20 protein-coding genes, 1 tRNA gene and 1 pseudogene are annotated in these 26,500 nt (G+C 70.8%); 12 read left to right on the top strand and 10 right to left on the bottom strand.

The features are described 5' to 3' along the window. Position 1: 1 nt before the first annotated feature. Entirely contained in the window at positions 2-1,150 is a 1,149-nt protein-coding gene (locus AB0I83_RS04620) for an epoxide hydrolase family protein (protein WP_356840957.1), read from the bottom strand. Between the two features lie 64 nt (positions 1,151-1,214). On the opposite strand from AB0I83_RS04620, the gene AB0I83_RS04615 reads away from it, so the two are divergent. Next, the gene (locus tag AB0I83_RS04615; RefSeq protein WP_356533892.1) at positions 1,215-2,177 is read left to right on the top strand and encodes a YafY family protein; all 963 of its coding nucleotides are present in this window, start codon (positions 1,215-1,217) and stop codon (positions 2,175-2,177) included. Between the two features lie 17 nt (positions 2,178-2,194). On the opposite strand, the gene AB0I83_RS04610 is transcribed toward AB0I83_RS04615, so the two are convergent. After that, positions 2,195-2,989, bottom strand: a complete 795-nt coding sequence (locus AB0I83_RS04610; protein ID WP_363303580.1) for a phosphatase — start codon at positions 2,987-2,989, stop codon at positions 2,195-2,197. 91 nt (positions 2,990-3,080) lie between these two features. Further along, complete coding sequence (locus AB0I83_RS04605; RefSeq protein WP_356533896.1) at positions 3,081-3,695, bottom strand: TetR/AcrR family transcriptional regulator; 615 nt, start codon at positions 3,693-3,695, stop codon at positions 3,081-3,083. Between the two features lie 110 nt (positions 3,696-3,805). Here AB0I83_RS04605 and AB0I83_RS04600 point away from each other — a divergent pair, with 110 nt between their 5' ends. The 8 genes and pseudogenes from AB0I83_RS04600 (at position 3,806) to glmS (ending at position 13,768) form a co-directional block, all read left to right on the top strand. Beyond that, complete coding sequence (locus tag AB0I83_RS04600; RefSeq protein WP_356533898.1) at positions 3,806-5,422, top strand: carboxyl transferase domain-containing protein; 1,617 nt, start codon at positions 3,806-3,808, stop codon at positions 5,420-5,422. 13 nt (positions 5,423-5,435) lie between these two features. Next, on the top strand, positions 5,436-7,481 hold the full coding sequence (locus AB0I83_RS04595) for a biotin carboxylase N-terminal domain-containing protein (RefSeq protein WP_363303579.1): 2,046 nt from the start codon (positions 5,436-5,438) through the stop codon (positions 7,479-7,481). Continuing rightward, positions 7,478-8,428: a hydroxymethylglutaryl-CoA lyase gene (locus AB0I83_RS04590; protein ID WP_363303578.1), complete on the top strand. Its 951-nt coding sequence runs from the start codon at positions 7,478-7,480 to the stop codon at positions 8,426-8,428. Before AB0I83_RS04595 ends, AB0I83_RS04590 begins: the two co-directional genes overlap by 4 nt. Before the next feature lie 8 nt (positions 8,429-8,436). Next, entirely contained in the window at positions 8,437-9,603 is a 1,167-nt protein-coding gene (locus AB0I83_RS04585; RefSeq protein WP_356533902.1) for an acyl-CoA dehydrogenase family protein, read from the top strand. Positions 9,604-9,767: 164 nt separating this feature from the next. Continuing rightward, positions 9,768-10,796 carry an ABC transporter substrate-binding protein gene (locus AB0I83_RS04580; protein ID WP_363303577.1) on the top strand — a complete coding sequence of 343 codons (1,029 nt, stop codon included), beginning with the start codon at positions 9,768-9,770 and terminating at the stop codon, positions 10,794-10,796. Between the two features lie 300 nt (positions 10,797-11,096). Continuing rightward, positions 11,097-11,432, top strand: a pseudogene (locus AB0I83_RS04575) (IucA/IucC family protein); the annotation flags it as partial. Between the two features lie 174 nt (positions 11,433-11,606). Continuing rightward, complete coding sequence (locus tag AB0I83_RS04570) at positions 11,607-11,882, top strand: hypothetical protein (protein ID WP_356533905.1); 276 nt, start codon at positions 11,607-11,609, stop codon at positions 11,880-11,882. Between the two features lie 56 nt (positions 11,883-11,938). Continuing rightward, positions 11,939-13,768: a glutamine--fructose-6-phosphate transaminase (isomerizing) gene (glmS, locus tag AB0I83_RS04565; protein WP_356533966.1), complete on the top strand. Its 1,830-nt coding sequence runs from the start codon at positions 11,939-11,941 to the stop codon at positions 13,766-13,768. Positions 13,769-13,840: 72 nt separating this feature from the next. Here the strand turns inward: glmS and AB0I83_RS04560 are convergent, their stop codons facing one another. Continuing rightward, complete coding sequence (locus AB0I83_RS04560) at positions 13,841-14,362, bottom strand: universal stress protein (RefSeq protein ID WP_356533906.1); 522 nt, start codon at positions 14,360-14,362, stop codon at positions 13,841-13,843. Positions 14,363-15,187: 825 nt separating this feature from the next. Between AB0I83_RS04560 and AB0I83_RS04555 the strand changes: the two genes are divergently transcribed. The 3 genes from AB0I83_RS04555 (at position 15,188) to AB0I83_RS04545 (ending at position 17,232) form a co-directional block, all read left to right on the top strand. Continuing rightward, complete coding sequence (locus AB0I83_RS04555) at positions 15,188-16,417, top strand: helix-turn-helix domain-containing protein (RefSeq protein WP_363303576.1); 1,230 nt, start codon at positions 15,188-15,190, stop codon at positions 16,415-16,417. 10 nt (positions 16,418-16,427) lie between these two features. Next, positions 16,428-17,039, top strand: coding sequence for an oligoribonuclease (gene orn, locus AB0I83_RS04550; RefSeq protein ID WP_363303575.1), 612 nt, complete (start codon positions 16,428-16,430; stop codon positions 17,037-17,039). Between the two features lie 120 nt (positions 17,040-17,159). Next, a tRNA-His gene (locus tag AB0I83_RS04545) sits at positions 17,160-17,232 on the top strand. 116 nt (positions 17,233-17,348) lie between these two features. Here the strand turns inward: AB0I83_RS04545 and AB0I83_RS04540 are convergent. The 6 genes from AB0I83_RS04540 to AB0I83_RS04515 all read right to left on the bottom strand — a co-directional run bounded on the left by AB0I83_RS04540 (position 17,349) and on the right by AB0I83_RS04515 (position 25,912). After that, positions 17,349-19,397, bottom strand: coding sequence for a TerD family protein (locus AB0I83_RS04540; protein WP_363303574.1), 2,049 nt, complete (start codon positions 19,395-19,397; stop codon positions 17,349-17,351). Positions 19,398-19,580: 183 nt separating this feature from the next. Next, positions 19,581-20,630 (bottom strand): LacI family DNA-binding transcriptional regulator, encoded by a 1,050-nt coding sequence (locus AB0I83_RS04535; protein WP_363303573.1) that lies wholly within the window; start codon positions 20,628-20,630, stop codon positions 19,581-19,583. A gap of 225 nt (positions 20,631-20,855) precedes the next feature. Beyond that, positions 20,856-22,316 (bottom strand): GH1 family beta-glucosidase, encoded by a 1,461-nt coding sequence (locus AB0I83_RS04530; protein WP_356840966.1) that lies wholly within the window; start codon positions 22,314-22,316, stop codon positions 20,856-20,858. A 167-nt stretch (positions 22,317-22,483) separates the two neighbouring features. Beyond that, positions 22,484-23,404 (bottom strand): carbohydrate ABC transporter permease, encoded by a 921-nt coding sequence (locus AB0I83_RS04525; RefSeq protein WP_363303572.1) that lies wholly within the window; start codon positions 23,402-23,404, stop codon positions 22,484-22,486. Between the two features lie 14 nt (positions 23,405-23,418). Further along, positions 23,419-24,420, bottom strand: coding sequence for a sugar ABC transporter permease (locus AB0I83_RS04520; protein WP_356533916.1), 1,002 nt, complete (start codon positions 24,418-24,420; stop codon positions 23,419-23,421). Positions 24,421-24,589: 169 nt separating this feature from the next. After that, positions 24,590-25,912 (bottom strand): ABC transporter substrate-binding protein, encoded by a 1,323-nt coding sequence (locus tag AB0I83_RS04515; RefSeq protein ID WP_363303571.1) that lies wholly within the window; start codon positions 25,910-25,912, stop codon positions 24,590-24,592. Positions 25,913-26,500 lie beyond the last annotated feature (588 nt).

Genomic DNA, 26,500 nt, shown 5'->3' with positions numbered 1-26,500 from the left:
GTCAGCCGAGGTCCGCGAAGAACTCGCGTACGTCCTCGGTGAGCAGCTCCGGCTGCTCCATGGAGAGGAAGTTGCCCCCGCGGTCGAACTCGGTCCAGCGGACCACGTGGTGGTCGCGCTCGGCGAAGCGGCGGACGGCGACGTCGGACGGGAGGGCGACCGCCACGGCGGTGGGGACGGTGCCACGCTCCCTGGGAGCCCGGGCGGCCGGGTCGTGGGCCATCTCGTAGTAGAGGTGTGCGGAGGACCCGGCGGTGGCGGTGAACCAGTACACGCTGACGTTGGTGAGCAGGGTGTCGCGGTCCACCGCGTCCTCGGGCAGTTCCTTCGCCGTGTCGGTCCACTCCTTGAACTTCTCCACGATCCAGGCGAGTTGGCCGACGGGCGAGTCGTTCAGCCCGTAGCCGACCGTGTCGGGGCGGGTCGACTGGATGATGTTGAAGCCCATCTTGTCGTCGCGGAACCGCTGCAACCGCTCCAGCCGGACCTGCTCGGCGCCGGTCAGCCCCGCGAAGTCCGCCGGGTCCTCCGAGGGGAAGGTGACCAGGCCGTTCACGTGGACGCCGATGATCCGGTCGGGGGCGATCCGGCCCATCTCACCGGCGATCCAGGCACCGCCGCCGTTGCCCTGGACGCCGTAGCGGTCGTGGCCGAGGCGCGCCATGAGCACGGTGAACGCCCGCGCGATCCTTCCGGTGTTCCAACCGGCCGACGTGAGCGGGCCGGAGAACCCCACACCGGGGGTGGACGTGACGACGACGTGGAAGTCCCGCGAGAGCGGCTCGATGACGTCGACGAACTGGACGAAGGATCCGGGCCAGTCGTGGATCAGGAGCAGGGGCGTGGCGTCGGGGTTGTCCGAGCGGACGTGTGCGAAGTGGATGTCCTGGCCGTCGATCTCGGTGACGTACTGCGGGAAGTCGTTGAGCCGGGCCTCGGCCTTGCGCCAGTCGAAGCCGTCCGCCCAGTAGGCGGCGAGCTCCTTCAGGTAGTCGGCGGGGACCCCTCGCGACCAGTCGTCCACGCCCTGCACGCCGGTGTTCCAGCGGGTGCGGGCGAGGCGTTCGCGCAGGTCTTCGACGTCCGCCTGCGGGATGTCCACCCGGAAGGAACGGATGCTCTGAGCTGCGGTGTTGCTGCTGTTCTCCATGAGTGGAATTCTAGGATCCATATAGGCACGGTCCATTCCTAAAGAGACGGCAGGCCGCTCCCCCATGCTGGAAACCTCCGCCCGGCTCCTGCGGCTGCTGTCGCTGCTCCAGTCCCCCCGCGAGTGGCCGGGCACGGAGCTCGCCGAGCGTCTCGGCGTGAGCGGCCGGACCGTACGCAACGACATCGAGCGGCTCCGCACGCTCGGCTACCCGGTGGACGCGACGCGCGGTTCGACGGGCGGCTACCGGCTGGCGGCGGGCAGCGCGATGCCGCCGCTGCTCCTGGAGGACGACGAGGCGGTCGCGGTGGCGGTGGCCCTGCGCAACGTCGCCCGGAGCGCTCTGGCCGGGACGGAGGAGACCTCGGGCCGGGCCCTGGCCAAACTGGAGCAGGTCCTGCCGTCGCGGCTGCGCCGACGGGTACGCGCCCTCCAGCGGTACGCCGTGCCCGTCCCCGCCGACGGGCCCGCGCCGAGCACCGACACGGAACTGCTCATGACGCTGACGGCCGCCTGCCGTGACCACGAGCGCCTGCGCATGGACTACCGCGACCACTCGGGCGGGACGGCACGCCGCCTGGTCGAGCCCCAGCGTGTCGTGAACTGGGGCCGGCGCTGGTACCTCGTCGCATGGGACGTGGACCGCGACGACTGGCGCACCTTCCGGGTGGACCGGCTCACGCCCGTGCTGCCGGCCGGCCCCCGGTTCGCGCCCCGGGAGGACCCGGAGGGCGACGCGGCCGCCTACGTCGCCGGCAAGGCATCGGCCGCGGCCTGGCGCCACCGGGCCCGGGTGACGGTCCACGCCCCCGCCAGGGCCGTGCTGGAGCGGATCAACCCGGCGGTGGGCTCGGTCGAGGCCGTCGGCACGGACACCTGCGTCCTGGACACCGGGGCCGACTCCCTGGACTCACTGGCCGTCCACCTGGGCATGCTGGGATTCGACTTCACGGTGACACAACCACCGGAACTGGTCGGCCACCTCAGGGAGTTGGCGGCGCGCTACGCCCGGTCCACACAGGCCTGAGCCCGGCCCGCGGCCCGTCAGGCGACCTCGGCGGGCAGCAGTCCGGCCGCGTCCAGCAGGTAGTCCGTCATCGGGTCGTAGAACCGCGGGTCGGCGACGTGGTCGTCGAGCGGCACGGTGACCTGGAGGGTGCCCTCCGCCTCGCCCAGGAAGAGCGCGGGGTCGTTGCAGTCCGCGTAACCGATCGAGTCGATCCCGCGCTGCCCCGCGCACCCGGCCCAGCCGTGGTCGGCCACGACCAGGTCGGGCATGGGCCGGCCCTCGCGCTCCAGGCCGTCCAGGATGGCGGCCATCGGGACCGGCGAGTGCGTGTGCCACAGGGTCGCGCCCCGCTCCAGCACGGCGACGTCGGCGAACTGGAAGACCATGCCCTCGTCCGCCATCAGGCCGCCGGGGATGCGTACGATCTCGCATCCGGCGGCCCGCAGGGCGTTCGCGGTCTGCCGGTGGACGTCGAGCAGTCCGCCGGGGTGGCCGGTCGCGAGCAGCACCCGCTCCCCGTCAGCGGCTGCCTTGCGCAGCCTGGCGGCCATCCGGTCCAGGGCGTCGACGGTCAGTTCGGGGTCGATGGTGTCCTGCCCCTGCCGGTGCTCCGGGTCGTCGACGACACCGCACCTCTCGGCCATCACGGCCAGCACGTCCTGCTCGTCACGCCAGCGGTCGCCGAGCTCCAGCCCCAGCCAGAAATGGCGGTTGCCGTTGGACAGCTGACGGTAGTGGGAGAGGTTGTTGTCCCGGGGTGTGGCGACATCGCCCGCGATACGCGTGCGGACGAGGTGTTCGACGAGGGCGGCGCGGCTGGGTATCGGCATCCACCCATTGTGCCGCGAGGGGCGCGCCGCGTGCGCGGCGTCTTGCACCGCGGGATCCGCGGCGCGCCTCCACGGCCCGGTCGGGGCCCGGTCAGACGGCCGCCGCGGCGAACGCGCCGCGCGCGAGCCGGTGCAGCAGGGCCGCCGTGGCCGTGCGGTCCGGGAGCGCCTCGGGGCGGGCGAGGTGCGGCGTGGAGTTCAGCAGGCCGAACACCGCGTGGACGGTGACGCGGGCCTCGCTCTCCGCGAGGGCGGGGTAGAGGGCGCGCACGGCCTCGACCCAGACCTCGACGTACTGCCGCTGGAGCTGGCGCACCCGCTTGCGGTCGGTGTCGCGCAGCCGGTCCAGTTCGCGGTCGTGGAGGGTGATCAGGGGGCGGTCGTCGAGGGCGAAGTCGATGTGGCCCTCGATGAGGGCGTCGAGCAGGGCCTCCGGGGAACCGTCCGGAGAGGCGCCGCCCTCGGTGACGCGCAGCCTGCCGCCCGCCAGCAGGCGCTCACTGATGCCGACGAGGAGTTCGGCGAGCATCGCGTCCTTGCCCGGGAAGTGGCGGTACAGGCCGGGCCCGCTGATGCCGACCGCCGCCCCTATCTCGTCGACCCCGACACCGTGGAAACCGCGCTCGGCGAAGAGGCGGGCGGCCTCCCGGAGGATCTGCTCGCGGCGGGTGGGTGCCGCGACGCGGGCGGCGGCATGGGTGCTCATGGGGATTCATTCTAGACAGGCGGGTTAGCGCTCGTTAACCTGGGCGCAACGCGTTAACGCTCATTAACTCTCATCCGACTACTGCGGTACGGGCAAGGGGGCTCGACAGGATGCAGCAGGCACCGGTCCTGGTGAGTGCGGCCGATCCCGCCTCGGAGGCCTGGCAGGCCAACGAGGCGGCGCATCACGCACTCGCCGAGGAGCTGCGCACGCGGCTCGCCACAGCACGGCTCGGCGGGGGTGAGAAGGCCCGCGCCCGGCATGTGGCGCGCGGCAAGCTGCTGCCCAGGGAGCGCGTGGACGCGCTGCTCGACCCGGGCTCGCCCTTCCTGGAGCTGGCACCGCTGGCGGCCGAGGGGCTGTACGGGGGCGCCGCGCCCGCGGCCGGGGTGATCGCCGGAATCGGGCGGGTCAGCGGCCGGGAGTGCGTGATCGTCGCGAACGACGCCACCGTCAAGGGCGGCACGTACTACCCGATGACGGTGAAGAAGCACCTGCGCGCCCAGGAGGTGGCCCTGGAGAACCGGCTGCCCTGCCTGTACCTCGTCGACTCGGGGGGCGCGTTCCTCCCCATGCAGGACGAGGTGTTCCCCGACCGGGAGCACTTCGGCCGGATCTTCTACAACCAGGCGCGGATGTCGGGCGCCGGCATCCCGCAGATCGCCGCGGTGCTCGGCTCCTGCACGGCGGGCGGGGCGTACGTCCCGGCCATGAGCGACGAGGCCGTCATCGTCCGGAACCAGGGCACGATCTTCCTGGGCGGCCCGCCGCTCGTGAAGGCCGCCACCGGCGAGGTCGTGACGGCGGAGGAGCTCGGCGGCGGCGAGGTGCACTCCCGCACATCCGGGGTCACCGACCACCTCGCCGAGGACGACGCGCACGCGCTGCGGATCGTACGGAACATCGTCGCGACGCTCCCGGACCGCGGGGCGCTCCCCTGGTCCGTCGAGCCGGCCGAGGAGCCGAAGGTGGACCCGGCCGGACTGTGCGGCGCGGTGCCGGTCGACTCCCGCACGCCCTACGACGTCCGGGAGGTCATCGCCCGGGTGGTGGACGGCTCGCGCTTCGCCGAGTTCAAGGCCGAGTACGGCCAGACGCTGATCACCGGCTTCGCCCGGATCCACGGCCACCCCGTCGGCATCGTCGCCAACAACGGCATCCTGTTCTCCGAGTCCGCCCAGAAGGGCGCCCACTTCATCGAGCTGTGCGACCAGCGCGGCATCCCGCTGGTCTTCCTCCAGAACATCTCCGGTTTCATGGTCGGCCGTGACTACGAGGCCGGAGGCATCGCCAAGCACGGCGCCAAGATGGTGACGGCGGTGGCGTGCACCCGGGTGCCGAAGCTGACCGTGGTCGTCGGCGGGTCCTACGGCGCGGGCAACTACTCCATGTGCGGCCGGGCCTACTCACCCCGCTTCCTGTGGATGTGGCCGAACGCCAAGATCTCCGTCATGGGCGGCGAGCAGGCCGCCTCGGTACTGGCCACCGTCAAGCGGGACCAGATCGAGGGACGCGGCGAGGAGTGGCCCGCGAAGGACGAGGAGGCCTTCAAGGATCCGGTCCGCGCGCAGTACGAAGAGCAGGGCAACGCCTACTACGCCACCGCCCGCCTCTGGGACGACGGCGTGATCGAGCCGACGGAGACCCGCCAGGTGCTGGGGCTAGCCCTGACCGCGTGTGCCAACGCCCCGCTGGGCGAGCCCAGTTTCGGCGTCTTCCGGATGTGATGTGAGGACTTCCATGTTCAGCACTGTTCTGGTCGCCAACCGTGGCGAGATCGCCGTCCGGGTCATCCGGACCCTGCGCGAGCTCGGCGTACGGTCGGTGGCCGTCTTCAGCGACGCCGACGCGGACGCCCGTCACGTACGGGAGGCCGACACGGCGGTACGGATCGGCCCCGCGCCCGCCGCGGAGAGCTATCTGTCGGTGGAGCGGCTGCTGGACGCAGCCCGCCGCACGGGTGCCGAGGCCGTCCACCCCGGATACGGCTTCCTCGCCGAGAACGCCGGCTTCGCCCAGGCGTGCGCGGACGCGGGACTCGTCTTCATCGGCCCGCCCGCCCCGGCGATCTCGCTGATGGGCGACAAGATCCGCGCCAAGGAGACCGTCGCCGCCGCCGGGGTCCCGGTGGTGCCGGGCTCCTCGGGGAGCGGTCTCACCGATGACCAACTGGCCTCATCCGCACGGAAGATCGGCATGCCGGTCCTGCTGAAGCCTTCGGCGGGCGGCGGCGGCAAGGGCATGCGGCTGGTGCGCGAGGAGGCGCTGCTGGCCGACGAGATCGCGGCCGCGCGGCGCGAGGCACGCGCCTCGTTCGGTGACGACACGCTCCTGGTCGAGCGGTGGATCGACCGGCCCCGGCACATCGAGATCCAGGTCCTGGCCGACGGGCACGGCAACGTCGTCCACCTCGGCGAGCGCGAGTGCTCGCTCCAGCGGCGCCACCAGAAGATCATCGAGGAGGCTCCCTCGGTCCTGCTGGACGAGGGGACGCGGGCCGCGATGGGCGAGGCGGCCGTCCGGGCCGCCCGTTCCTGCGGATACGTCGGCGCGGGCACGGTGGAGTTCATCGTCCCGGGCAGCGATCCGGCCGCGTACTGCTTCATGGAGATGAACACCCGGCTCCAGGTCGAACACCCGGTGACCGAGCTGATCACCGGCCTCGACCTGGTGGAGTGGCAGCTTCGGGTAGCCGCCGGCGAGCACCTCCCGTACGCCCAGGACGACATCACCCTCACCGGGCACGCCGTCGAGGCGCGGGTCTGCGCGGAGGACCCGGCACGCGGCTTCCTGCCGTCCGGCGGCACCGTGCTCGCACTGCACGAACCGCAGGGCGGTGGGACGCGGACCGACTCGGGGCTCAGCGAGGGCGTGCCGGTCGGCAGCACCTACGACCCGATGCTGTCCAAGGTCATCGCGTACGGCCCCGACCGGGCCACGGCCCTGCGCCGGCTGCGCGCCGCACTGGCGGACACGGTGGTGCTGGGCGTCCCGACGAACGCCGGCTTCCTGCGGCGGCTGCTGGCCCATCCCGCGGTCGCCGCGGGTGAGCTGGACACCGGGCTCGTCGAACGCGAGGCGGACGCCCTGGTGCCGGACGGCGTGCCGGAGGAGGTGTACGCGGCGGCGGCGCTGCTGCGGCAGGCTCCGGTGGCGTCGACCGGCTGGGTCGACCCGTTCTCGGTGCGGAGCGGCTGGCGGCTGGGCGGCACCCCCGCCGAGACCTTCCACCACTTCCGGGTCCCGGGCCACGAGCCGGTACGGGTCGGAGTGCGTACGACGGCGGAGGGCACCGCCGGGCTGACGTTCGGCCACGTCGGCGACCGGGAGGGGACGGCGGACGCGTGCGGCCCGCTGCCGTCGCCGCCGGGCGCCGGTCGGGCCAGGCTCGTCGAGGTGTCCGGACGGCGCGCCGTCGTCGAGGTCGACGGCCTGACCCACGCGTTCAGCCGGGCCACGTCCCGCGAGGGCGTCTGGCTCGGCCGGGACGGGGACACCTGGCACGTGCAGGACCACGATCCGGTGGAGGCGTCCCTCGGCGGGGCCGGCCGCTCGGGTGCGGACACGCTGGCCGCGCCCATGCCCGGCACCGTCACCGTGGTGAAGGTGGCCGTGGGCGACGAGGTCGTGGCCGGACAGAGCCTGCTGGTCGTCGAGGCGATGAAGATGGAGCACGTCATCTCCGCCCCGCACGCCGGGACCGTCACCGAACTGGACGTCACCGCGGGCGCCACGGTCGCCATGGACCAGATCCTGGCCGTGGTGGCGCCGAGGGAGGAATCATGACCGACACAGGACTGCCCATGACGGTGCCGGCGACGGGGCTGCCGGCCCGGGTCCGCATCCATGAGGTCGGCGCCCGCGACGGCCTGCAGAACGAGAAGACCGTCGTGCCGACCGAGGTGAAGGCGGAGTTCGTCCGCCGGCTCGCGGAGGCGGGGCTCTCCACGATCGAGGCGACCAGCTTCGTGCACCCCGACTGGGTTCCCCAACTCGCCGACGCGGAGCAGCTGTTCCCGCTGCTCGGCGAGATCGCGGATGTCGGGGACGTGGCGCTCCCGGTCCTCGTGCCGAACGAGCGCGGGCTCGACCGGGCGCTCGCGCTCGGCGCCCGCCGGATCGCCGTGTTCGGTTCGGCGACCGAGACGTTCGCCGCCCGCAACCTCAACCGCACGGTGGACGAGTCGCTCGCCATGTTCGAGCCGGTCGTGGCCAGGGCCAGGGACGCCGGGGTGCATGTGCGCGGCTACCTGTCGATGTGCTTCGGCGACCCGTGGGAGGGGGCGGTGCCCGTCGCGCAGGTCGTCCGCGTCGCGAAGGCGCTGATGGACCTCGGCTGCGACGAGCTCTCCCTCGGTGACACGATCGGCGTCGCCACACCGGGGCACGTGCGGGACCTGCTCTCCCGGCTGAACGCGGAGGGGGTGCACACCGACACCGTCGGGGTGCACTTCCACGACACCTACGGCCAGGCGCTCTCCAACACCCTGGCCGCGCTCCAGCACGGGGTGACGACGGTCGACGCGTCGGCGGGCGGCCTGGGCGGCTGCCCCTACGCGAAGAGCGCGACCGGAAATCTCGCCACCGAGGATCTCGTGTGGATGCTCGACGGCCTCGGTGTGCACACCGGGGTCGATCTCGGCGCACTCACCGCCACAAGCGTGTGGATGGCCGAACAACTGGGCCGCCCGAGCCCGTCCCGTACCGTCCGTGCGCTGTCCCACGAGGAGTGAAGCACCCCATGTCCCTTGACCACCGGCTGACCGCCGAGCACGAGGAACTCCGCCGCACCGTCGAGGCGTTCGCGCACGACGTGATCGCCCCGAAGATCGGCGACCTCTACGAGCGCCACGAGTTCCCGTACGAGATCGTGCGCGAGATGGGGCGGATGGGCCTGTTCGGCCTGCCGTTCCCGGAGGAGTACGGCGGCATGGGCGGCGACTACCTCGCCCTCGGGATCGCCCTGGAGGAGCTGGCCCGGGTCGACTCGTCCGTGGCGATCACGCTGGAGGCGGGGGTGTCCCTGGGCGCCATGCCCGTCTACCGCTTCGGCACCGAGGAGCAGAAGCAGCGGTGGCTGCCGAGGCTCTGCTCGGGCGAGGCGCTGGGCGCGTTCGGGCTGACGGAACCGGACGGCGGCTCGGACGCGGGCGGCACGCGTACGACGGCCGTGCTGGACGAGGCCACCGACGAGTGGGTCATCAACGGCTCCAAGTGCTTCATCACCAACTCCGGTACGGACATCACGGAGCTGGTGACGGTGACCGCGGTCACCGGCCGCAAGGACAACGGCGCCCCCCGCATCTCCGCGATCATCGTCCCGTCCGGCACCCCCGGCTTCACGGTGGCCGCCCCGTACTCGAAGGTCGGGTGGAACTCATCGGACACCCGTGAGCTGTCCTTCTCCGACGTACGCGTCCCGGCGGCGAACCTGCTGGGTGAGGAGGGCCGCGGGTACGCGCAGTTCCTGCGGATCCTGGACGAGGGCCGGATCGCCATCTCGGCGCTGTCGACGGGGCTGGCGCAGGGCTGTGTGGACGAGTCGGTGAAGTACGCCAAGGAGCGGCACGCCTTCGGGAAGCCGATCGGCGCCAACCAGGCCATCCAGTTCAAGATCGCCGACATGGAGACGCGGGCGCACATGGCCCGGATCGGCTGGCGGGACGCGGCCTCCCGGCTGCTGGCGGGCGAGCCGTTCAAGAAGGAGGCGGCGATCGCGAAGCTGTACTCGTCGACGGTGGCGGTGGACAACGCCCGCGAGGCCACCCAGATCCACGGCGGCTACGGCTTCATGAACGAGTACCCGGTGGCCCGGATGTGGCGCGACTCCAAGATCCTTGAGATCGGCGAGGGCACGAGCGAGGTCCAGCGGATGCTGATCGCGCGGGAACTGGGGATGGGCGCCTGACGGACGGGTCCCCCGCCGGCGCGTCGGACGAGCGCGAGCCGCCCTCCCACAAGACGGGAGGGCGGCTTTCCCTTGCCCCGCCCCCGTTCCGTATGTGAGGTTAGGCTAGCCTTCCCTCGAATCGTCAGCGGGCGCCCTCGGCGCGTACGAAAGCAGACCCACTCATGCCCAACCTCCGGACCAGCCCACTCTCCCGCCGCGGCCTGCTGGCCGCCGGTGGCGCCGTCGGCCTCGGTGCCGCCCTCGCAGCGTGCGGGGACAGCGACGCGAAGAGCTCCGACTCGGGTACGGGCGCGGAGAAGTCCGGCCCCTGGTCCTTCAAGGACGACCGCGGCAAGACCGCCGAGGCCGAGTCCACGCCGAAGAACATAGTCGCGTTCATCGGCGTCGCCGCCGCGCTCCACGACTACGGCGTCCAGGTCAAGGGCGTCTTCGGCCCGACCAGGACCTCCGACGGCAAGGCGGACGTGCAGGCCGGCGACCTCGACATCAGCAAGGTCGAGGTACTGGGCAACGTCTGGGGCGAGTTCAACGTCGAGAAGTACGCCGGCCTCGCGCCGGAGCTCCTCGTCACCGCCATGTGGGAGAAGGACGCCCTCTGGTACGTGCCGGACCAGTCCAAGGACAAGATCCTCAAGCTGGCCCCGAGTGTCGCGCTGTGGGCCGCGCAGACCACGGTCCCCAAGGCGATCCAGCGCCACGAGGACCTCGCGGCCTCCCTCGGCGCCGACGTGAAGGCCAAGAAGGTCACCGACGCGAAGGCCGCGTTCGAGAAGGCCGCCGCCCGGCTGCGCGCCGCCGCCAAGTCCCAGCCGAACATCAAGGTCCTCGTCGGATCGGCCAGCCAGGACCTCTTCTACGTCTCGCTCGCCAAGACGTCCGCCGACACCCTGTACTTCCAGGAGCTCGGCGTGAAGTTCGTGGAGCCGAAGGTCAACGACGCCGGCTTCTTCGAGGAGCTGAGCTGGGAGAACGTCGACAAGTACGACGCGGACATCATCATGATGGACAACCGCTCCTCGGCCCTCCAGCCCGACGCCCTGACCTCGAAGCCGACGTGGGCACAGCTGCCCGCGGTCAAAGCCGGTCAGGTCGTTCCGCGTACGACGGAGCCCATCTACTCCTACGACAAGTGCGCCCCGATCCTCGACGCCCTCGCCGAGGCCATCGAGAAGGCCAAGAAGGTCGCCTGACCTCTCGCACCGACCCCCGGCCCGGCGCGGAGCGACTCCGGGCCGGGCCGTCCGCGTCCCCCGACTTCCGGGGAGGATCCCTCGCATGACGACCGGACACCGTCCACGTCGGACCTGGTGACGACGGTCGACCGGGCCTCCCCGTGCGACGACTACCGCGGCTGGGCCGCGGCCCAGCCGAGCGGTGCCAGGTTCAACAAAACCGTTCAGTCGGTTACGTACGAACTGGCCATCGACGGCGGCGGCCCCCGCACCGTCCACACGGCCGACGGCGCCCCCACCACCCACGCCCGCCACCCGGTCGACGCGGCGTCGGCCACCAGGCACCGGCACCGCTCGGAGATCCCGCTGGACGGACTGGACTCCTTCGTCGAGCCGCGCTCCACGCTGGCCGGAACCGCCTACGAACCGACCGAGGAACCGACCACGTCGGCACAGCTCGCCGTGGCCGGTTTCCTGGCCGTCGAGACGGGCATGACCGAGGGGCGCCCCTGTTTTGTCGCCAACAACGGGCGGCCCGGTTTCGGGGTGGACGAATACCGCGCCCGCGCCCGCGAGGCGGCGGCCGGAATCAAACCGGTCCGGCCGGCGGCGCGGCGTGATCGCGCCAGGTTCACGGCGGGCGCCGGGCTGGATTCACGTCGGCCTGATCGCGGACGAGCCGAGTAAGGGGACCTCGCTCGGCGGACCGACCCGAGCGGATGCGAACCTAGCAGACATTTCCACCATACGGACCTCACTCGGCGGGATTCCTGCCCGCTTTCGGGCAGATTTCTTGCGTAACGAGCCCACTCCACGCAATATCGACGAGTGCTCGAACGCCGCCCTCCGCATGACGACCTCATCGACCACCTCGTACGCTCCACCGCGCTCCAGCGCGGCGAGGCCGCCCGGGTGATCCTCGACGTGCTGGCGTACTTCGACGAGACGACCGAGACCTTCGTCCGGCGCCGCCACCGAGAACTGCAGTCGGGCGGCCTGGTCAACACGGAGATCTTCGAGCGGATCGCGGCCGAACTGCCGCACCGCGCGGTGGCACCGCAGGAGCTCTCGCTCCGCCAGCTGCGCCGCATCGTCTACGGCTGAGCGGGACGCGCGGTCGGGCACGGAACTTTCGTACGTCGATGGAGGGGCAGAAACCCATGTGCGGGATCGTCGGATACATCGGGAAGCGTGACGTGGCTCCACTGCTGCTGGAAGGCCTGCAGCGGCTGGAGTACCGCGGTTACGACTCCGCGGGCATCGTCATCACGGGCAAGGCCGCCGCGGGCAGGCCGGGCGCCCTGAAGATGGTCAAGGCCAAGGGCCGGGTCCGCGAGCTGGAGGCCCGGGTGCCCAAGCGGTTCGCCGGCACCACAGGCATCGCGCACACCCGCTGGGCCACGCACGGCGCCCCGAGCGACGAGAACGCGCACCCGCACCTGGACGCCGAGAACAAGGTCGCCGTCGTCCACAACGGCATCATCGACAACGCCTCCGAGATCCGCGCGAAGCTCGTCGCCGACGGGGTCGCCTTCCTCTCCGAGACCGACACCGAGGTGCTGGTCCACCTGATCGCCCGCGCGCAGGCCTCCACCCTGGAGGAGAAGGTCCGCGAGGCGCTGAAGTCCGTCGAGGGCACGTACGGCATCGCCGTCCTGCACGCCGACTTCAACGACCGCATCGTCGTGGCCCGCAACGGCTCCCCGGTGGTGCTGGGCATCGGTGAGAAGGAGATGTTCGTCGCCTCCGACGTGGCCGCCCTGGTCGCGCACACCCGGCAGATCGTCACGCTGGACGACGGCGAGATGGCCACCCTCAAGGCGGACGACTTCCGCACCTACACCACCGAGGGTTCGACCACGACGGCCACGCCCACGACCGTGGAGTGGGAGGCCGAGTCGTACGACATGGGCGGCCACGACACCTACATGCACAAGGAGATCTCCGAGCAGGCGGACGCCGTGGACCGCGTGCTGCGCGGCCGCATCGACGACCGCTTCTCCACCGTGCACCTGGGCGGCCTGAACCTGGACGCCCGCGAGGCCCGCGGTGTCCGACGGATCAAGATCCTCGGCTGCGGCACCTCGTACCACGCGGGCATGATCGGCGCCGGCCTCATCGAGGAGCTCGCCCGCATCCCCGCGGACGCGGAGCCCGCGTCCGAGTTCCGCTACCGCAACCCCGTGGTGGACCCCGACACCCTGTACGTCGCCGTCTCCCAGTCCGGTGAGACCTACGACGTGCTGGCCGCGGTCCAGGAGCTCAAGCGCAAGGGCGCCCGCGTCCTGGGCGTCGTGAACGTCGTCGGCTCGGCGATCGCCCGCGAGGCGGACGGCGGCATGTACGTCCACGCCGGCCCCGAGGTCTGCGTCGTCTCCACCAAGTGCTTCACCAACACCGTCGTCGCCTTCGCGCTCCTCGCGCTGCACCTGGGCCGCATCCGCGACCTGTCGGTGTCCGACGGCAAGCGGATCATCGAGGGACTGCGCAAGCTGCCCGAGCAGATCGGTCAGATCCTCGAATCGGAGGACGAGATCAAGAAGCTGGCCGAGGAGTACGCGGGCGCGCAGTCGATGATGTTCATCGGCCGTGTCCGGGGCTACCCCGTCGCACTGGAGGCCTCCCTGAAGCTCAAGGAGATCTCCTACATCCACGCCGAGGCCTACCCGGCCTCGGAGCTCAAGCACGGTCCCCTCGCGCTCATCGAGCCGGCGCTGCCCACCGTGGCGATCGTCCCGGACGACGACCTGCTGGAGAAGAACCGCGCAGCGCTGGAGGAGATCAAGGCCCGCAGCGGACGCATCCTCGCCGTCGCCCACCGCGAGCAGGAGAAGGCCGACCACACGATCGTAGTCCCGAAGAACGAGAACGAGCTGGACCCGATCCTGATGGGCATCCCGCTTCAGCTCCTCGCGTACCACACGGCTCTGGCCATGGGCCGTGACATCGACAAGCCGCGCAACCTGGCGAAGTCGGTCACCGTCGAGTAGCGGACACCGGCCGCCCAACCGCGGGAAGGCACCAGAGAGGCCCCTGACTGCGCGTCAGGGGCCTTTGCCCGCTCAGGGGATGACGATGACCGGGCGCTGGGCCCGGCGCGCGAGACGGCCCGCCACGGACCCGAAGATGCGGCCCACGATGCCGTGCGTGGAACCGACGACGATCGCGTCGGCCGAGTACTCCCGGCCGACCTCCTCCAGCTCGTGGCAGATGTCGCCGCCGCGCTCCACGAGCACCCAGGGCACCTCGGCGAGGTAGTCGGCGCAGGCCAGCTCCAGGCCGAGGACCTCGGTGCGGTGGTCGGGCACGTCCACGAAGACCGGCGGCTCGCAGCCCGCCCAGACCGTGGTCGGGAGCCGGTTCGCCACATGGACGATGATCAGCCCCGAGCCGTGCCGGTGGGCCATGCCGATGGCGTACGCGAGGGCGCGCTCGCTGGACATGGAGCCGTCGAAACCGACTACGACGCCATGCCGGAAGGCGGGATCGCAGGAAGGGCGCGACTCTGCGACCGTCAGGGGCTCCGACCCTGGGTCGGCTACCTGCTTGCGGTCTGCGGGTTCAGGGATTTCGTGACCGGCCATCGGTGTCTCGGCGAAGAGAGTCCTCGTGAGGAGAGAGCGGTTCTGAGTCGTGCCTGCGAGCGGGGAGGCTGTGTCCGGGAAACATCTTCCCAACCCCCTACCCCCAAGGGTACGGCGCCACTCCTCCACCGCCCAGTTCTCGCGAAGCGCGCGTGCGGCGATGGAGGGAGCATGCCGGAGACCGCCTCGTATGGCAACGCCGGTTGTGTCCTACATGCAGCTCGCGGGGTGTCCGTCGGCTTTCGGCCCGGCCCGATCCGCCGATCCGCGCCGCGAACCTTGAAACGTGGACTAATGCGCCACCCGACCTCGCGCCCCGAGCCGTCACAGCCGGCCATCACGCGACCGCAGATCGTTCACGCGTGGCGTCAGGGAGGCCCACAGAGACTCCTGAGGCGTGCGGAAGCTTCCGGAAGCAGGGGGCGTGCGCCGGTCGTATGACTGGAATCCGCGCAGGCGACCATCACTTTTCAGCCAACTTCACCGACACCCGCTTCCCTTGGCGTCATGGCTGCCCAACCCACGTGCCAGCAGGCAGGAATAGACCGCGCGGTACGCTTTGACCCTATGGGGACGGGCCATGATCGCGAGGCGCACTTCCCTGAGGGCTCCGCGGGTGAAACGCTTCGTGATCGAACGCTTCGCGCCAAGTTGCCTTGTCGACATAGTGCCGGTGGGGGAACGTGTCACGTCGGCACCACGGAACGCAGTAGATTCGATCATGAGTCGAAGACTGGGGACGCGTGCAAGACCGAGGGGAAACGTGCAGGAGCGACAGGCCCGTAGGGACCAGGAAGACGCGAACACCGAGGGGGGCTTAGCGTCATGAGCCAGGACTCCGCCACCGCAACGGAGGCCGCACGGAAACTGACCGGGCGGCGACGCCGGGAAGTCGTAGCCGTACTGCTGTTCAGCGGCGGCCCTATCTTCGAGAGCTCCATTCCGCTCTCGGTTTTCGGAATCGACCGGCAGGACGCGGGAGTTCCGCGATACCGCCTGCTGGTCTGCGGGGGTGAGGAAGGACCGCTGCGCACCACCGGCGGGCTCGAACTCAGCGCCCCGTACGGCCTGGAGGCGATCAGCAGGGCCGGCACCGTGGTGGTGCCCGCCTGGCGGTCCATCACCTCCCCACCGCCCGCAGAGGCCCTGGACGCGCTCCGTCGCGCCCACGAGGAGGGGGCCCGCATCGTCGGGCTCTGCACTGGGGCCTTCGTCCTCGCCGCGGCCGGCCTGCTGGACGGCCGCCCGGCCACCACGCACTGGATGTACGCACCGACGCTGGCCAAGCGCTACCCGTCGGTGCACGTCGATCCGCGTGAGCTGTTCGTCGACGACGGTGACGTGCTCACCTCGGCCGGCACCGCGGCCGGAATCGATCTGTGCCTCCACATAGTCCGTACCGACCACGGCACCGAGGCCGCCGGGGCGCTGGCGCGCCGGCTCGTCGTACCGCCGCGGCGCAGTGGCGGCCAGGAGCGCTACCTGGACAGGTCTTTACCGGAGGAGATCGGCTCCGACCCGCTCGCCGAGGTCGTGGCCTGGGCGCTGGAGCACCTCCACGAGCAGTTCGACGTGGAGACGCTGGCCGCGCGCGCCTACATGAGCCGGCGGACCTTCGACCGCAGGTTCCGTTCGCTCACGGGCAGCGCACCGCTCCAGTGGCTGATCACCCAGCGCGTGCTGCAGGCGCAGCGGCTGCTCGAGACCTCCGACTACTCGGTCGACGAGGTCGCGGGCCGCTGCGGCTTCCGCTCGCCGGTGGCTCTGCGGGGGCACTTCCGCCGCCAGCTGGGCTCCTCCCCCGCCGCGTACCGGGCCGCCTACCGGGCCCGTCGTCCGCAGGGCGGGGCACTGGAGAGCGTCAGCGTGGTGGAGACGTCCGTGCCCGTCCAGGGCACGGCAGGGGGCCGGCGAGCAGCCGCGGCGGCCTCTGCCGGTCCGTCCCAGGTCACCGCCACGACGGCTCCGGGGGTCGGCGTGGATCGCTTCGGTCCGGGTCCCGAGGCGTACGCTCCGGGTCGCCCGGCCCTGCCGGGGCAGCGCAGCGCCCCGTAGGGTGGTGCGCATGAACGACCGCATGGTGTGGATCGACTGCGAGATGACCGGGCTCTCACTGACGGACGACGCACTCGTCGAGGTGGCCGCACTGGTCACCGACTCGGAACTGAACGTGCTCGGCGAAGGGGTGGACATCGTGATCCGCCCGCCGGACGCGGCCCTGGAGACGATGCCCGAGGTGGTGCGGCAGATGCACACCTCCTCGGGCCTCCTCGACGAGCTGGCCGGGGGCACGACCCTGGCCGAGGCCGAGGAGCGGGTGCTGGCGTACGTGAGTGAGCACGTGAAGGAGCCCGGCAAGGCTCCGCTGTGCGGAAACACGGTCGGAACCGACCGCGGCTTCCTCGCGCGGGACATGCCGTCGCTGGAGGGCTACCTCCACTACCGGATCGTCGACGTGTCCTCGGTCAAGGAGCTGGCGCGCCGCTGGTACCCGAGGGCGTACTTCAACAGTCCGGACAAGAACGGCAACCACCGGGCGCTGGCCGACATCCGGGACTCGATCACGGAGCTGCGCTACTACCGGGAGGCTGTCTTCGTCCCCCAGCCCGGTCCGGACTCGGCCCGTGCCAAGGAGATCGCGGCACGCCACACGCCGCCCGCCGGACAGCAGCGGTAGATCGCCTGGTCACGGGCCCTCCGGGGCCCGTGGGCCACTCCTGGAGAACTCGGGCGCGAGCACCCTCCCGGACCCTGTACACTTTTTCTCGGCCGGTCAGGAAACGGACCGGGCGACATGGTGGGTATAGCTCAGCTGGCAGAGCACCTGGTTGTGGTCCAGGATGTCGCGGGTTCAAGTCCCGTTACTCACCCTGATAGACGAAGGCCCGACCTGTGGGAACAGGTCGGGCCTTCGTCATGTCCAGGAGCTACCCCGGGAGCGGTCCGGGAGCGCTGCGGGCACGCTCCCGGGGCGGGCGGCCGGCGGTCACCACTCGGCGGCTCCGGCACGGCGGGCCGTCCCGCGGACCTCCAGCTGCGCGATCACCCCGGCGTGGAACCGGTCCACGGCGTCGTCGACACTGCGGATGAATCCGGTCTCGGCACTGCCGCGGCCGTTGCCCATGCCCTTGAACAGCGAGAGCCGGAAGCCAACCACCTCTCCGCCGTCCTTGGGCAGGAGGTCCCCGGGCTCGGGCCGCAGGCGCTCCAGGGTCCCCCGGGGGCCGGTGCCGTCGCCCTCGACCAGCGTCTCGATGTGCAGGTCGGCCGGGGCGGCCTCCAGGCGGCGGATCAGCCGCTTCACTCTGCTGAGCTGGTAGCCCTTCTCGGTCGCGGGCACCTCGATCGAGGTACGTAGCTTGCCGGTGCGCAGGTCGGCGGCCATCGCGAGGATTCCGGGGGTCCCCTCGATCCGGAGCTCGGCGTGCAGCCTCCCCTGGGAACAGAGCTGGTCGGCGAGGTCGGCCCGGCGGGCCCGGGGGTCGGATCCACGTCTGGCGCGCTGGACGGGCAACACCTTCCGACCCAGCTCGCCGCCGAGCCGGAGGCAGACCTGGCGGACCAGCCTTTCCCAGCTCTCGATGACCTCCATGGCGCGTGGATCGCCCTGACAGAGGGTCTCGTCGTCGATCCCCTTGCGGACCGGCACCCACGCCGATCCCATGTTCTGGAACCCGTGACAGCCCGAGTGCTCGTGCTGGAGGTAGTGCAGCAGCTCCTGGAGCAGCCATGCGTGCGCCGCCGACCCCACCCCCTCGTGGCGGATCAACATCTGCGCCTGGTGGGCGACTTCGGCCCAGGAGAGGTGCCAGAGGGCGACCTTGTGCTTGCGGCGGCCGTCGATCCTGACGTCCACGAGGGGGGTGCCTTCGAGGGCGACGTCGTTGGACAGCGTGATGACGGCCTCGTAGCCGCGCCGGGCGGCGATGTCCATGTACGCCTGCACCTGCTCGGGCTTGAGCGCGTTGCCGTTCGTCTTCGTCTCGACCAGGGCGGTCCACAGCTTGCCGGCCCGCTCGACCCGGACGACCCCGTCGGGCCGTCGGGGGGAGTCCCCGTGCGGCAGGGAGACCTCGGTGAACGTCTCCATGCGCCCGGCGGGCGCTCCGAATCCGGCGGTGAGGCGCCTGCCGAACTCCGGCACCTGGGCCATCACGGACAGGAGGACCGAGGTCGCCCGTGTCTCGCGCTCGCGGTCGTTCTTGAGCGCGGACAGGGGGAACAGTCTGGCTGTCCGCCAGGAGTCGTTCTCGGCAAGGGACTTCTTGGCGATCCTGGCGAGTGTGACCTTCTTCCTGGCCGTGCGCGGCCGGGCCCGGGGGCTCGGCTCGGCGGGCCCCTCCCCGGCCCGGGCAGGCGGCGGCACGGCCTCGGGCGAGCGCTGTGCCGGGATCGCCCCGACCAGGGGTCCGGCACGCCGGTCCGCCTCCGCTTCGAGGGCGGCGGGCGCCGCCTGGTCCTGTTCCCGTTCCTGCTCGTGCTCCTCGGCGTCGTCGTCGATGTCGACACCGAAGTCGGTGGCGAGTCCCGCCAGGCCCGACTCGTATCCCTGGCCGACGGCCCGGAACTTCCATTCGCCGCCGCGCCGGTAGAGCTCCCCGAAGATGAAGGCGCTCACCGCTCCGGCATCCTCCGTGGCGAACCGGACCAGGCTGTCACCGGAGCTGTCGGAGAGCGTCAGGTGCAGGTCGTTCAGGTCCCCGAACCGGGCTCCCGCGTAGCGGCTGGCCGCCACGACGATCCGGTCGACCTGTGCCGGAACGGCGTCCAGGTCGAAGCTGATGCGGTCCTCGTTGCCGTCGGCGGTCGGGGTCTTCCCGAGCAGCTGCACACTGCCGTCACCCGCCACCGGGTTGTTGTAGAAGCAGAAGTCGGCGTCGGCACCCACCTTGCCGTTCCCGTCGAGCAGGAGCACGGAGACGTCCGCGTCCCCCTCCCCGGTCGGGCTGCTCCAGCCCAGGCTCATCACCACCGAGCCGACGTCCTCGCTGAGCGCGGCCAGCCCGACGTTGGCACCCTTGATCATCTTTTGCATGCGGCCCCCCAGAAAAACGCCGCCGGGCCGGCCCACGGTCCCGGCGGCTCATCACCTGACGCGTGTGAGGCAGATCACAGATGCGTCGCATTCAGGGGGACTCTAGCGTTCGGCGACTCCGTTTATGGAGAAGTTGTGAAACCCTTTGCCCGACGTGCGAAGGGGCGGGCCGCTCGCCCCGCCTCAGGAGGACTCCCGCACCACCAGTTCCGTCGGCAGGACGATCCGGGGGCGCTCCTGGATCCCGTCTCCCCCCTCCGCGCGGTTCGCGATCTCCTGGAGCAGGACGCGGGTCATCGTGCGGCCCATCTCCTCGATCGGCTGGCGGACACTCGTCAGCGGGGGATCCATGTGGCGGGCCACCGCGGAGTCGTCGAAGCCGATGAGCGCCACGTCGTCGGGGATGCGGCGGCCGGACTCGCGCAGGACCTGGCGGGCGCCCGCCGCCATCACGTCGGAGGCGGCGAACACCGCGTCGACGTCCGGGCGGCGGTCCAGCAGTTCACGCATGGCACGGGCCCCGCCCTCCTCGCTGAAGTCGGCCGGGGCGATCAGCCGCTCGTCGGGGTCGAGGCCGGCCGTCGCGACGGCCTTGCGGTACCCGTCGAGGCGGCGCTGGGCACCGTACACGTCGAGCCGTCCGGTGATGGTGGCGATGGTGCGCCGGCCCCGCGATATGAAGTGGCCGACGGCCGCGCGAGCACCCTCGAAGTTGTCGGAGTCGACGGAGGGCAGCGGCTCGGCCGCGTGCCTGCGACCGCTGATCACCGCGGGCATACCGAGCTGTTCGAGCAGGTCGGGCAGCGGGTCGTCGGCGTGCACGGAGACCAGGAGTACGCCGTCCACCCGGTGCGCGGTCAGGTACTGGGCGAGCCGGCGGCGCTCGCGGTCGTTGCCGGCGAGCGTCAGCAGCAGCTGCATCTCGGTGTCGGCGAGGGCCGCCCCGACCCCGCGCACGATGTCGGAGAAGTACGGCTCGGCGAAGAACCGGGTCTCGGACTCGGGCACGACGAGGGCGATGGCGTCCGTCCGGTTCCCAGCGAGTGCGCGGGCCGCGCGGTTGGGTACGTAACCCAGCTCGGCCACGGCCGCCTCGACGGCCTCCTTCGTCTGGGCGCTGACCCGCGGCGAGCCGTTGATGACGCGTGAGGCCGTACCCCGCCCCACTCCGGCCCGCGCCGCCACCTCTTCAAGCGTGGGCCGCCCGCCACTCCGTACTCGCGCTGCCGCCATGGCTGCCTCCCGTTCGCGGTCAATTTCTCACAGCGCCCTGGCCAAACCAAGTCCCGCTGTCCGTTCCCCCGGCGCCCGTCAGGACAGCGCGGCCCCTCCGCCGCACCACAATTTCTGGGAGCGCTCCCAAGCGTACGGGGCCACTGTGGCGGGCGGGCCGGACGGGGCACGCAAAAAGCGGGACCCGGCGGTGTGCCGGGTCCCGCTGTTCGTGCTGGTCGGAGCTCAGACGGTGCCGTCGCCGGCGGGCAGCGCGTGGTGGCGGATCACCTCGGAGTACCAGTGGGCACTGGACTTGGGGATGCGGCGCTGGGAGGCGTAGTCCACGTACACCGCACCGAAGCGCTTCGAATAGCCGTACGCCCACTCGAAGTTGTCCATCAGCGACCACAGGAAGTAGCCGCGGACGTCCGCGCCGTCGGCGACCGCCCGCCGCACGGCGTCGAGGTGCCCGTGCAGGTACGCCACGCGCTCGGGGTCCTCCACCTTGCCCTCGGGCGAGACGTAGTCGTCGAAGGCGGCACCGTTCTCGGTGACCATGAGCGGGAGGCCCGGGTGGTCCCGGTGGGTGTCCATCAGGAGGTCGTAGAGGCCCTCGGGGTCGATCGACCAGTCCATCGCGGTACGCGCCTTCCCCTCGGCGAGGTGGAAGGCGACGTGCTCGGAACCGGGCCACGGGGAGTGGTCGCTGGCGCCGTGGGCGTCACTGCGCGCGTAGTCGGCGCCCTCGACGGGGTTCGACACCAGCGTCGGCGTGTAGTAGTTGACGCCGAGGGCGTCGACCGGGCGGGAGATGGTGGCGAGGTCGCCGTCCTTCACCAGCTTCGACCAGTCCACCAGGTGCGAGGTGTCCGCGATCAGGTCCTGCGGGTACTCCCCGCGCAGCATCGGGCCGGTGAAGACGCGGTTGCCGACGGCGTCGATGCGGCGGGCCGCGTCCACGTCGGCCGGGCTGCCGGTGAGCGGGCGCACCTGGTGGAGGTTGAGGGTGACCGAGGTCTGCGCGGCGGCGGGGAGTCGGTCGCGCAGGACCTCGATCGCCCGGCCGTGGGCGAGGTTGAGGTGATGGGCCGCCTGCAGCGCCGCCGCGGGCTCGGTACGGCCCGGGGCGTGCACACCGGAGCCGTAGCCGAGGAAGGCCGAGCACCACGGCTCGTTGAGGGTGGTCCACATGCCCACCCGGTCGCCGAGGGCGCCGGACACGATGGCGGCGTAGTCGGCGAACCGGTCGGCGGTCACGCGCTCGGGCCAGCCGCCGGCGTCCTCCAGCTCCTGGGGCAGGTCCCAGTGGTAGAGCGTGGCGACGGGCATGATCCCGGCGTCGAGCAGCTCGTCGACGAGCTTGCGGTAGAAGTCCAGGCCGCGCTCGACGCCCGGGCCCCGGCCGGTGGGCTGGACCCGGGACCAGGAGACGGAGAAGCGGTACGCCTTGAGGCCGAGCCGCTTCATGAGCGCGACGTCGTCGCGGTAGCGGTGGTAGTGGTCGGCGGCGATGTCACCGGTGTCGCCGTTGCGGACCTTGCCGGGGGTGCGGCTGAAGGTGTCCCAGATGGACGGCGTACGGCCGTCCTCGGCGGCGGCGCCCTCGACCTGGTAGGAGGCGGTCGCCGCGCCCCAGACGAAGCCCGTCGGGAACTGTGCCTCGGAGGCCTGCTTCGGGGTGGTGTCGGGTCGTACGGCAGTCATGCGGGAGCGCTCCCATGGGTGGAGGGACAGGACAGGAAGTGCGAGGCCCCGGTCCCGTACGGCCCGCGGTCAGGTACGGGCCGTACGGGACGGCGGGGGCCGGACCGGGGAAGCGGACCGGGGCGGAACCCGGGGCCGGGTGGGACCGGATGCAGCGGCGTGCCGGGTCAGCCCTTGACCGCGCCGGACATGATGCCGCCGACGATCTGCTTGCCGAAGATCACGAAGACGACCAGCAGCGGCAGGGTGCTGATCAGGGCGCCCGCCATGACGATGCTCTGGTCGGGCACGTAGGACGCGCTCAGCTGGCCGAGGGCCACCTGCAACGTCGGGTTCTCCTGGTTCAGGGCGAGGTAGGGCCAGAAGAAGTCGTTCCAGGCCTGGACGAACGTGAGCATGCCGAGCACCATCATGGCCGGTCGGGCCACGGGGAGCACGATGCTCCACACGATGCGGAGGTTGTTCGCCCCGTCCACCCTGCCCGCCTCGATGAGCTCGTACGGCAGCGCCTCCAGGAGGTACTGGCGCATGAAGAACACGCCGAAGGCGCTCACCAGGGTCGGGAAGATCACCGACTCCAGCTGACCGCCCCAGCCGATGTCGGACATCATCATGAACAGCGGTACGACGCTGAGCTGCGGGGGGATCGTGAGCGTGGCGATGACCGCCGTCATCAGTGCGCCGCGTCCCCTGAAGCGCATCTTGGCGAAGGCGTAACCGGCCAGGGTGCAGAAGAAGAGGGTCGCCAGGGTGATGCTGGCGGACACGATCACCGTGTTGACGATGGCCTTGCCGAGGTGGGCCTGCTCCCAGGCCGCCTCGAGGTTGTGGAACAGGTTGCCGCCCGGGATGAGCGGCGGCGTGGTGTCCAGGATCTCGTCCTGGGTACGGGACGCGGCCACGAGCGTCCAGTACAGCGGGAACAGCGAGCCGACACCGACGACGGCGAGGGCGAAGTAGGCGAAGGGGCCCGCGTGGTGCTGACGGCCGGCGCCGGGCTTGAAGCGGCGGCGCGGGGGTTCGTCGCGGACGGCGGCCTTGGACACGCGCCGGTGGTCCGACGCGGTGATGGGACTTGTGGTCGTCATGGATATCGCTCCCGTCAGGCCGCGGTCTTGCGCCCGAGGCGCCCGATGAGCCAGTTGATCGCGGCAATGAGCAGCAGCAGGACGAGCATGGCCCAGGCGACTGCGGCGGCCGTACCGAGGTGTCCGAGGTTCCAGCCGTAGTTGTAGAGGTAGATGCTGAGCGTCTCGTACTGGTGCTCGGTGCCGCCCTGCGCACCGTTGGTGCCTCCTTCGAGCAGGAGGGGCTCGCCGAACAGCTGCATGGAGCCGATGGTCGAGATGACGATCGTGAAGAGGATCGTCGGTCGCAGCGCGGGGATCGTCACGTTGCGGAACTGCTGCCAGCGCGAGGCACCGTCGAGCGAGGCGGCCTCGTAGAGATCGGACGGCACGGCCTGCATCGCGGCGAGGTAGATCAGGGTGTTGTAACCCGTCCAGCGCCAGATCACGATGACGGCGATGGCTATGTTGGACGTCCAGTGGCCGTTGACCCAGTTCGTCTCGCCGGCGCCGAAGAAGCCGAGGACCCAGTTCAGCAGGCCGCCGTCGGCACGGAACACCAGGGCGAAGACGAGGGCCGCCGAGGCCACCGAGGTGGCGTAGGGGGTGAGGATCACCGTGCGCCAGAAGGTGCTGGCCCGCAGCTTGTAGTTCAGCAGGTGGGCGAGGCCCAGCGCCACCATCAACTGCGGGACGGTCGAGATGACGCCGATGACGAACGTGTTGGTGACCGCGGTCCAGAACTCGGAGTCCTGGAGGATGGTGCTGAAGTTCTCCCAGCCGACCCATTCCATCTGGTCGAGGCCGGTCATCTCGACCTTGTGCAGGGCGATCCAGCCGGTGTAGACGAGCGGGTAGAGCCCGAAGGCGCCGAAGACGAGGAAGAACGGCGCGATGTAGGCGTACGGCGACGCCTTGTCGTCGAATCGCCACAGTCGGCTGCGCCACGCCTGGCGGCCGGGAGTCATGGGCTTCGGGGCACGGCCGCGGCTGGGCCGGGAGCCTTGCGCGCCCCGCGTGGGGGTCGTGGTTGCCACAGGTGGGAGTCCTTCCCTGGGGTGTGCCGACACCGCAGGGGCAGACCGGTCCTCTGGTCAGGTCCGGCGGAGGTGTCGGAGAAGGTGCGCGGTGCCGGTGGAGGATCCGGCACCGGTGCGGGCGGCCGGGACGCGTGGAAGTCGCCCCGGCCGCCCGCGACGGCGATGGTCAGCCGACCACCTTGTCGATGTCCTTGATGGCGGCGTCCCAGGCGGCGTCCGGCTTGGTGCCCCGCTGCTCCATGTTGTTGATCTGCTTGGAGAAGGTGTCCTTGATCACGCCGTCCTTCGGGCCGAGCACCGCGGCCGGGATGACCTGAGCCTCTTCGGCGTAGATCTCACCGATGGGAGCGTTGTTGAAGTACTCGAGCTTGGCGGTCTTCACGTCGGGGAGTTCGTAGGCGCCCTTGTTCGACGGGAAGAGGCCCGCGGCCTTGAACACTGCGGCCTGCTGCTCGGGAGCGGTCAGCCACTTGACGAGCTCACCGGCCTCCTTGACGTGCTTGCCCTTCGCGGGCACGGAGAGGAAGGAACCGCCCCAGTTGGCCGCGGTCTCACCCGGAGTGCGGGCGATGTCCCACTTGCCCTTGTACTTGTCGCCGGAGTACGTGGCTATCTGCGCGGCCATCCACGCGGGACAGGCCACGGTGGCCATGGTGCCCTGGCGCAGGGCCGCCTTCCAGGGGTCCTGGAACTGGGCCAGGCCCTGGGTCAGCTTCTTGTCGACCGCCTGGGAGGCGAGCCTCCAGCCCTCCTTGACGCCGGCGCTCTCCTTGTAGATCGGGTCGCCGCTCTTCGCGTAGTACTGCTCCGAGCCGGAGCTCACCACGCCGTTGTACATGGCGCTGGCGGAGTCCATGAAGAAGGTTCCCTCAGGGGCCTTCTTCTTGTACTCCTCACCGAGCTTGAGGTAGTCCTCCCAGCCGCCGGCGAGCTTCGCGGCGACTTCCTCGCGGTCGGTGGGCAGTCCGGCCTGCTCGAACAGGTCACGGCGGTAGCAGATGGACATCGGGCCGATGTCGGTACCGGCGCCGATGACCTTGCCGTCGTCGGTGGTCGCCTGCAGTGCCTTCCAGTTCACCCACTGGCTGGTGTCGATGACCTTGGAGAGGTCGGCGAACGCGTCCGCCTTGGTGTCGACGAGCTCCTTGGCGCGGCCGACCTCGATGCCCTGCACGTCGGCCAGGCCACTGCCCGTGTTGAGCTGCTGGAGGAACTTGGTGTAGTAGACCGGCTCTTCGGCGGCGGTGTTCGCCTTGACCGTGATGTTCGGGTGGAGCTCGTGGTACTTCTCGAAGAGCTTCGCCTCCTTGTACCCGAACTGTCCGAAGTCGGCGAGGGTCAGGGTGATGTTCCCGTCCGCGTCGGCCTCATCGGAATCCGAGCCGGAATCGCCGCAGCCGGTCAGCAGCAGGGCGGCGGCCGTGAGGCCCGTGGTAGCCAGGACGGCTGTTCTGCGGCTTCGACCTGCGACGGTGCGGGTGATGCGCATTCCACTACTCCTTGTTCCAGGGTGGGACTTGCGTTCGATCTGCGGCATACGCGCTGGTGGGCACGGGTGCCGGTGGTACGGAGAGGCCATGGGCGGTGCCGTCCCGTACGAGCGAAAAACCTCGTTCGACATGGGAGCGCTCCCATGCGCTGATGCCGGAAGGTTGCTGCCTCAAGGGGGTGGGTGTCAAGAGTTGAAGACGCTTCTGTGTCCCGAGCGTGTCCTGCAAGTCACGCGAACGTGTCCGACCGAGGACTTGCGTTTACACCCACGCCCTGCGTACGCCACCCGTGATCGACTCAATAACCCCAGCTCAGTGGGGTGTTGGGGATGCGATGGCGCCCCGGACCCCGGAGCGGCGGGTGCCCGGCGAGGATTACCGCTCCGGGCCAGGAAGGGTGCCGCACGCACCCGTCGGCCGGAGAAGGCCCGCCGGAAGATGAACGGGACGGGGCGCTCCGGGGGTGCGAAGAGGGGTCGGCGGGCGTTTCCGTGTTCTTTCCCCGAACTCCACCGCGGGGACCGGAGGTTCCGCCGCGGGACGGCCCCCGGTGGGCGGGGGCGGGGACAAGGGGGCGCGCGCCCTGG

Source organism: Streptomyces sp. NPDC049970 (assembly GCF_040660235.1).
Lineage (GTDB): Bacteria > Actinomycetota > Actinomycetes > Streptomycetales > Streptomycetaceae > Streptomyces.
Note: the sequence above shows the minus strand (reverse complement) of the source record. Positions and strands in the feature narration are given on the sequence as shown.

Coding starts and splice junctions, on each gene's coding strand:
- AB0I83_RS04600 (WP_356533898.1), top strand. CDS start 3,806: ATGCAGCAGGCACCGGTCCTGGTGAGTGCGGCCGATCCCGCCTCGGAG.
- AB0I83_RS04610 (WP_363303580.1), bottom strand. CDS start 2,989: ATGCCGATACCCAGCCGCGCCGCCCTCGTCGAACACCTCGTCCGCACG.
- AB0I83_RS04530 (WP_356840966.1), bottom strand. CDS start 22,316: ATGACTGCCGTACGACCCGACACCACCCCGAAGCAGGCCTCCGAGGCA.
- AB0I83_RS04615 (WP_356533892.1), top strand. CDS start 1,215: ATGCTGGAAACCTCCGCCCGGCTCCTGCGGCTGCTGTCGCTGCTCCAG.
- AB0I83_RS04560 (WP_356533906.1), bottom strand. CDS start 14,362: ATGGCCGGTCACGAAATCCCTGAACCCGCAGACCGCAAGCAGGTAGCC.
- glmS (WP_356533966.1), top strand. CDS start 11,939: ATGTGCGGGATCGTCGGATACATCGGGAAGCGTGACGTGGCTCCACTG.
- AB0I83_RS04535 (WP_363303573.1), bottom strand. CDS start 20,630: ATGGCGGCAGCGCGAGTACGGAGTGGCGGGCGGCCCACGCTTGAAGAG.
- AB0I83_RS04580 (WP_363303577.1), top strand. CDS start 9,768: ATGCCCAACCTCCGGACCAGCCCACTCTCCCGCCGCGGCCTGCTGGCC.
- AB0I83_RS04590 (WP_363303578.1), top strand. CDS start 7,478: ATGACCGACACAGGACTGCCCATGACGGTGCCGGCGACGGGGCTGCCG.
- AB0I83_RS04620 (WP_356840957.1), bottom strand. CDS start 1,150: ATGGAGAACAGCAGCAACACCGCAGCTCAGAGCATCCGTTCCTTCCGG.
- AB0I83_RS04595 (WP_363303579.1), top strand. CDS start 5,436: ATGTTCAGCACTGTTCTGGTCGCCAACCGTGGCGAGATCGCCGTCCGG.
- AB0I83_RS04540 (WP_363303574.1), bottom strand. CDS start 19,397: ATGCAAAAGATGATCAAGGGTGCCAACGTCGGGCTGGCCGCGCTCAGC.
- AB0I83_RS04585 (WP_356533902.1), top strand. CDS start 8,437: ATGTCCCTTGACCACCGGCTGACCGCCGAGCACGAGGAACTCCGCCGC.
- AB0I83_RS04605 (WP_356533896.1), bottom strand. CDS start 3,695: ATGAGCACCCATGCCGCCGCCCGCGTCGCGGCACCCACCCGCCGCGAG.
- AB0I83_RS04515 (WP_363303571.1), bottom strand. CDS start 25,912: ATGCGCATCACCCGCACCGTCGCAGGTCGAAGCCGCAGAACAGCCGTC.
- AB0I83_RS04525 (WP_363303572.1), bottom strand. CDS start 23,404: ATGACGACCACAAGTCCCATCACCGCGTCGGACCACCGGCGCGTGTCC.
- orn (WP_363303575.1), top strand. CDS start 16,428: ATGAACGACCGCATGGTGTGGATCGACTGCGAGATGACCGGGCTCTCA.
- AB0I83_RS04555 (WP_363303576.1), top strand. CDS start 15,188: ATGAGCCAGGACTCCGCCACCGCAACGGAGGCCGCACGGAAACTGACC.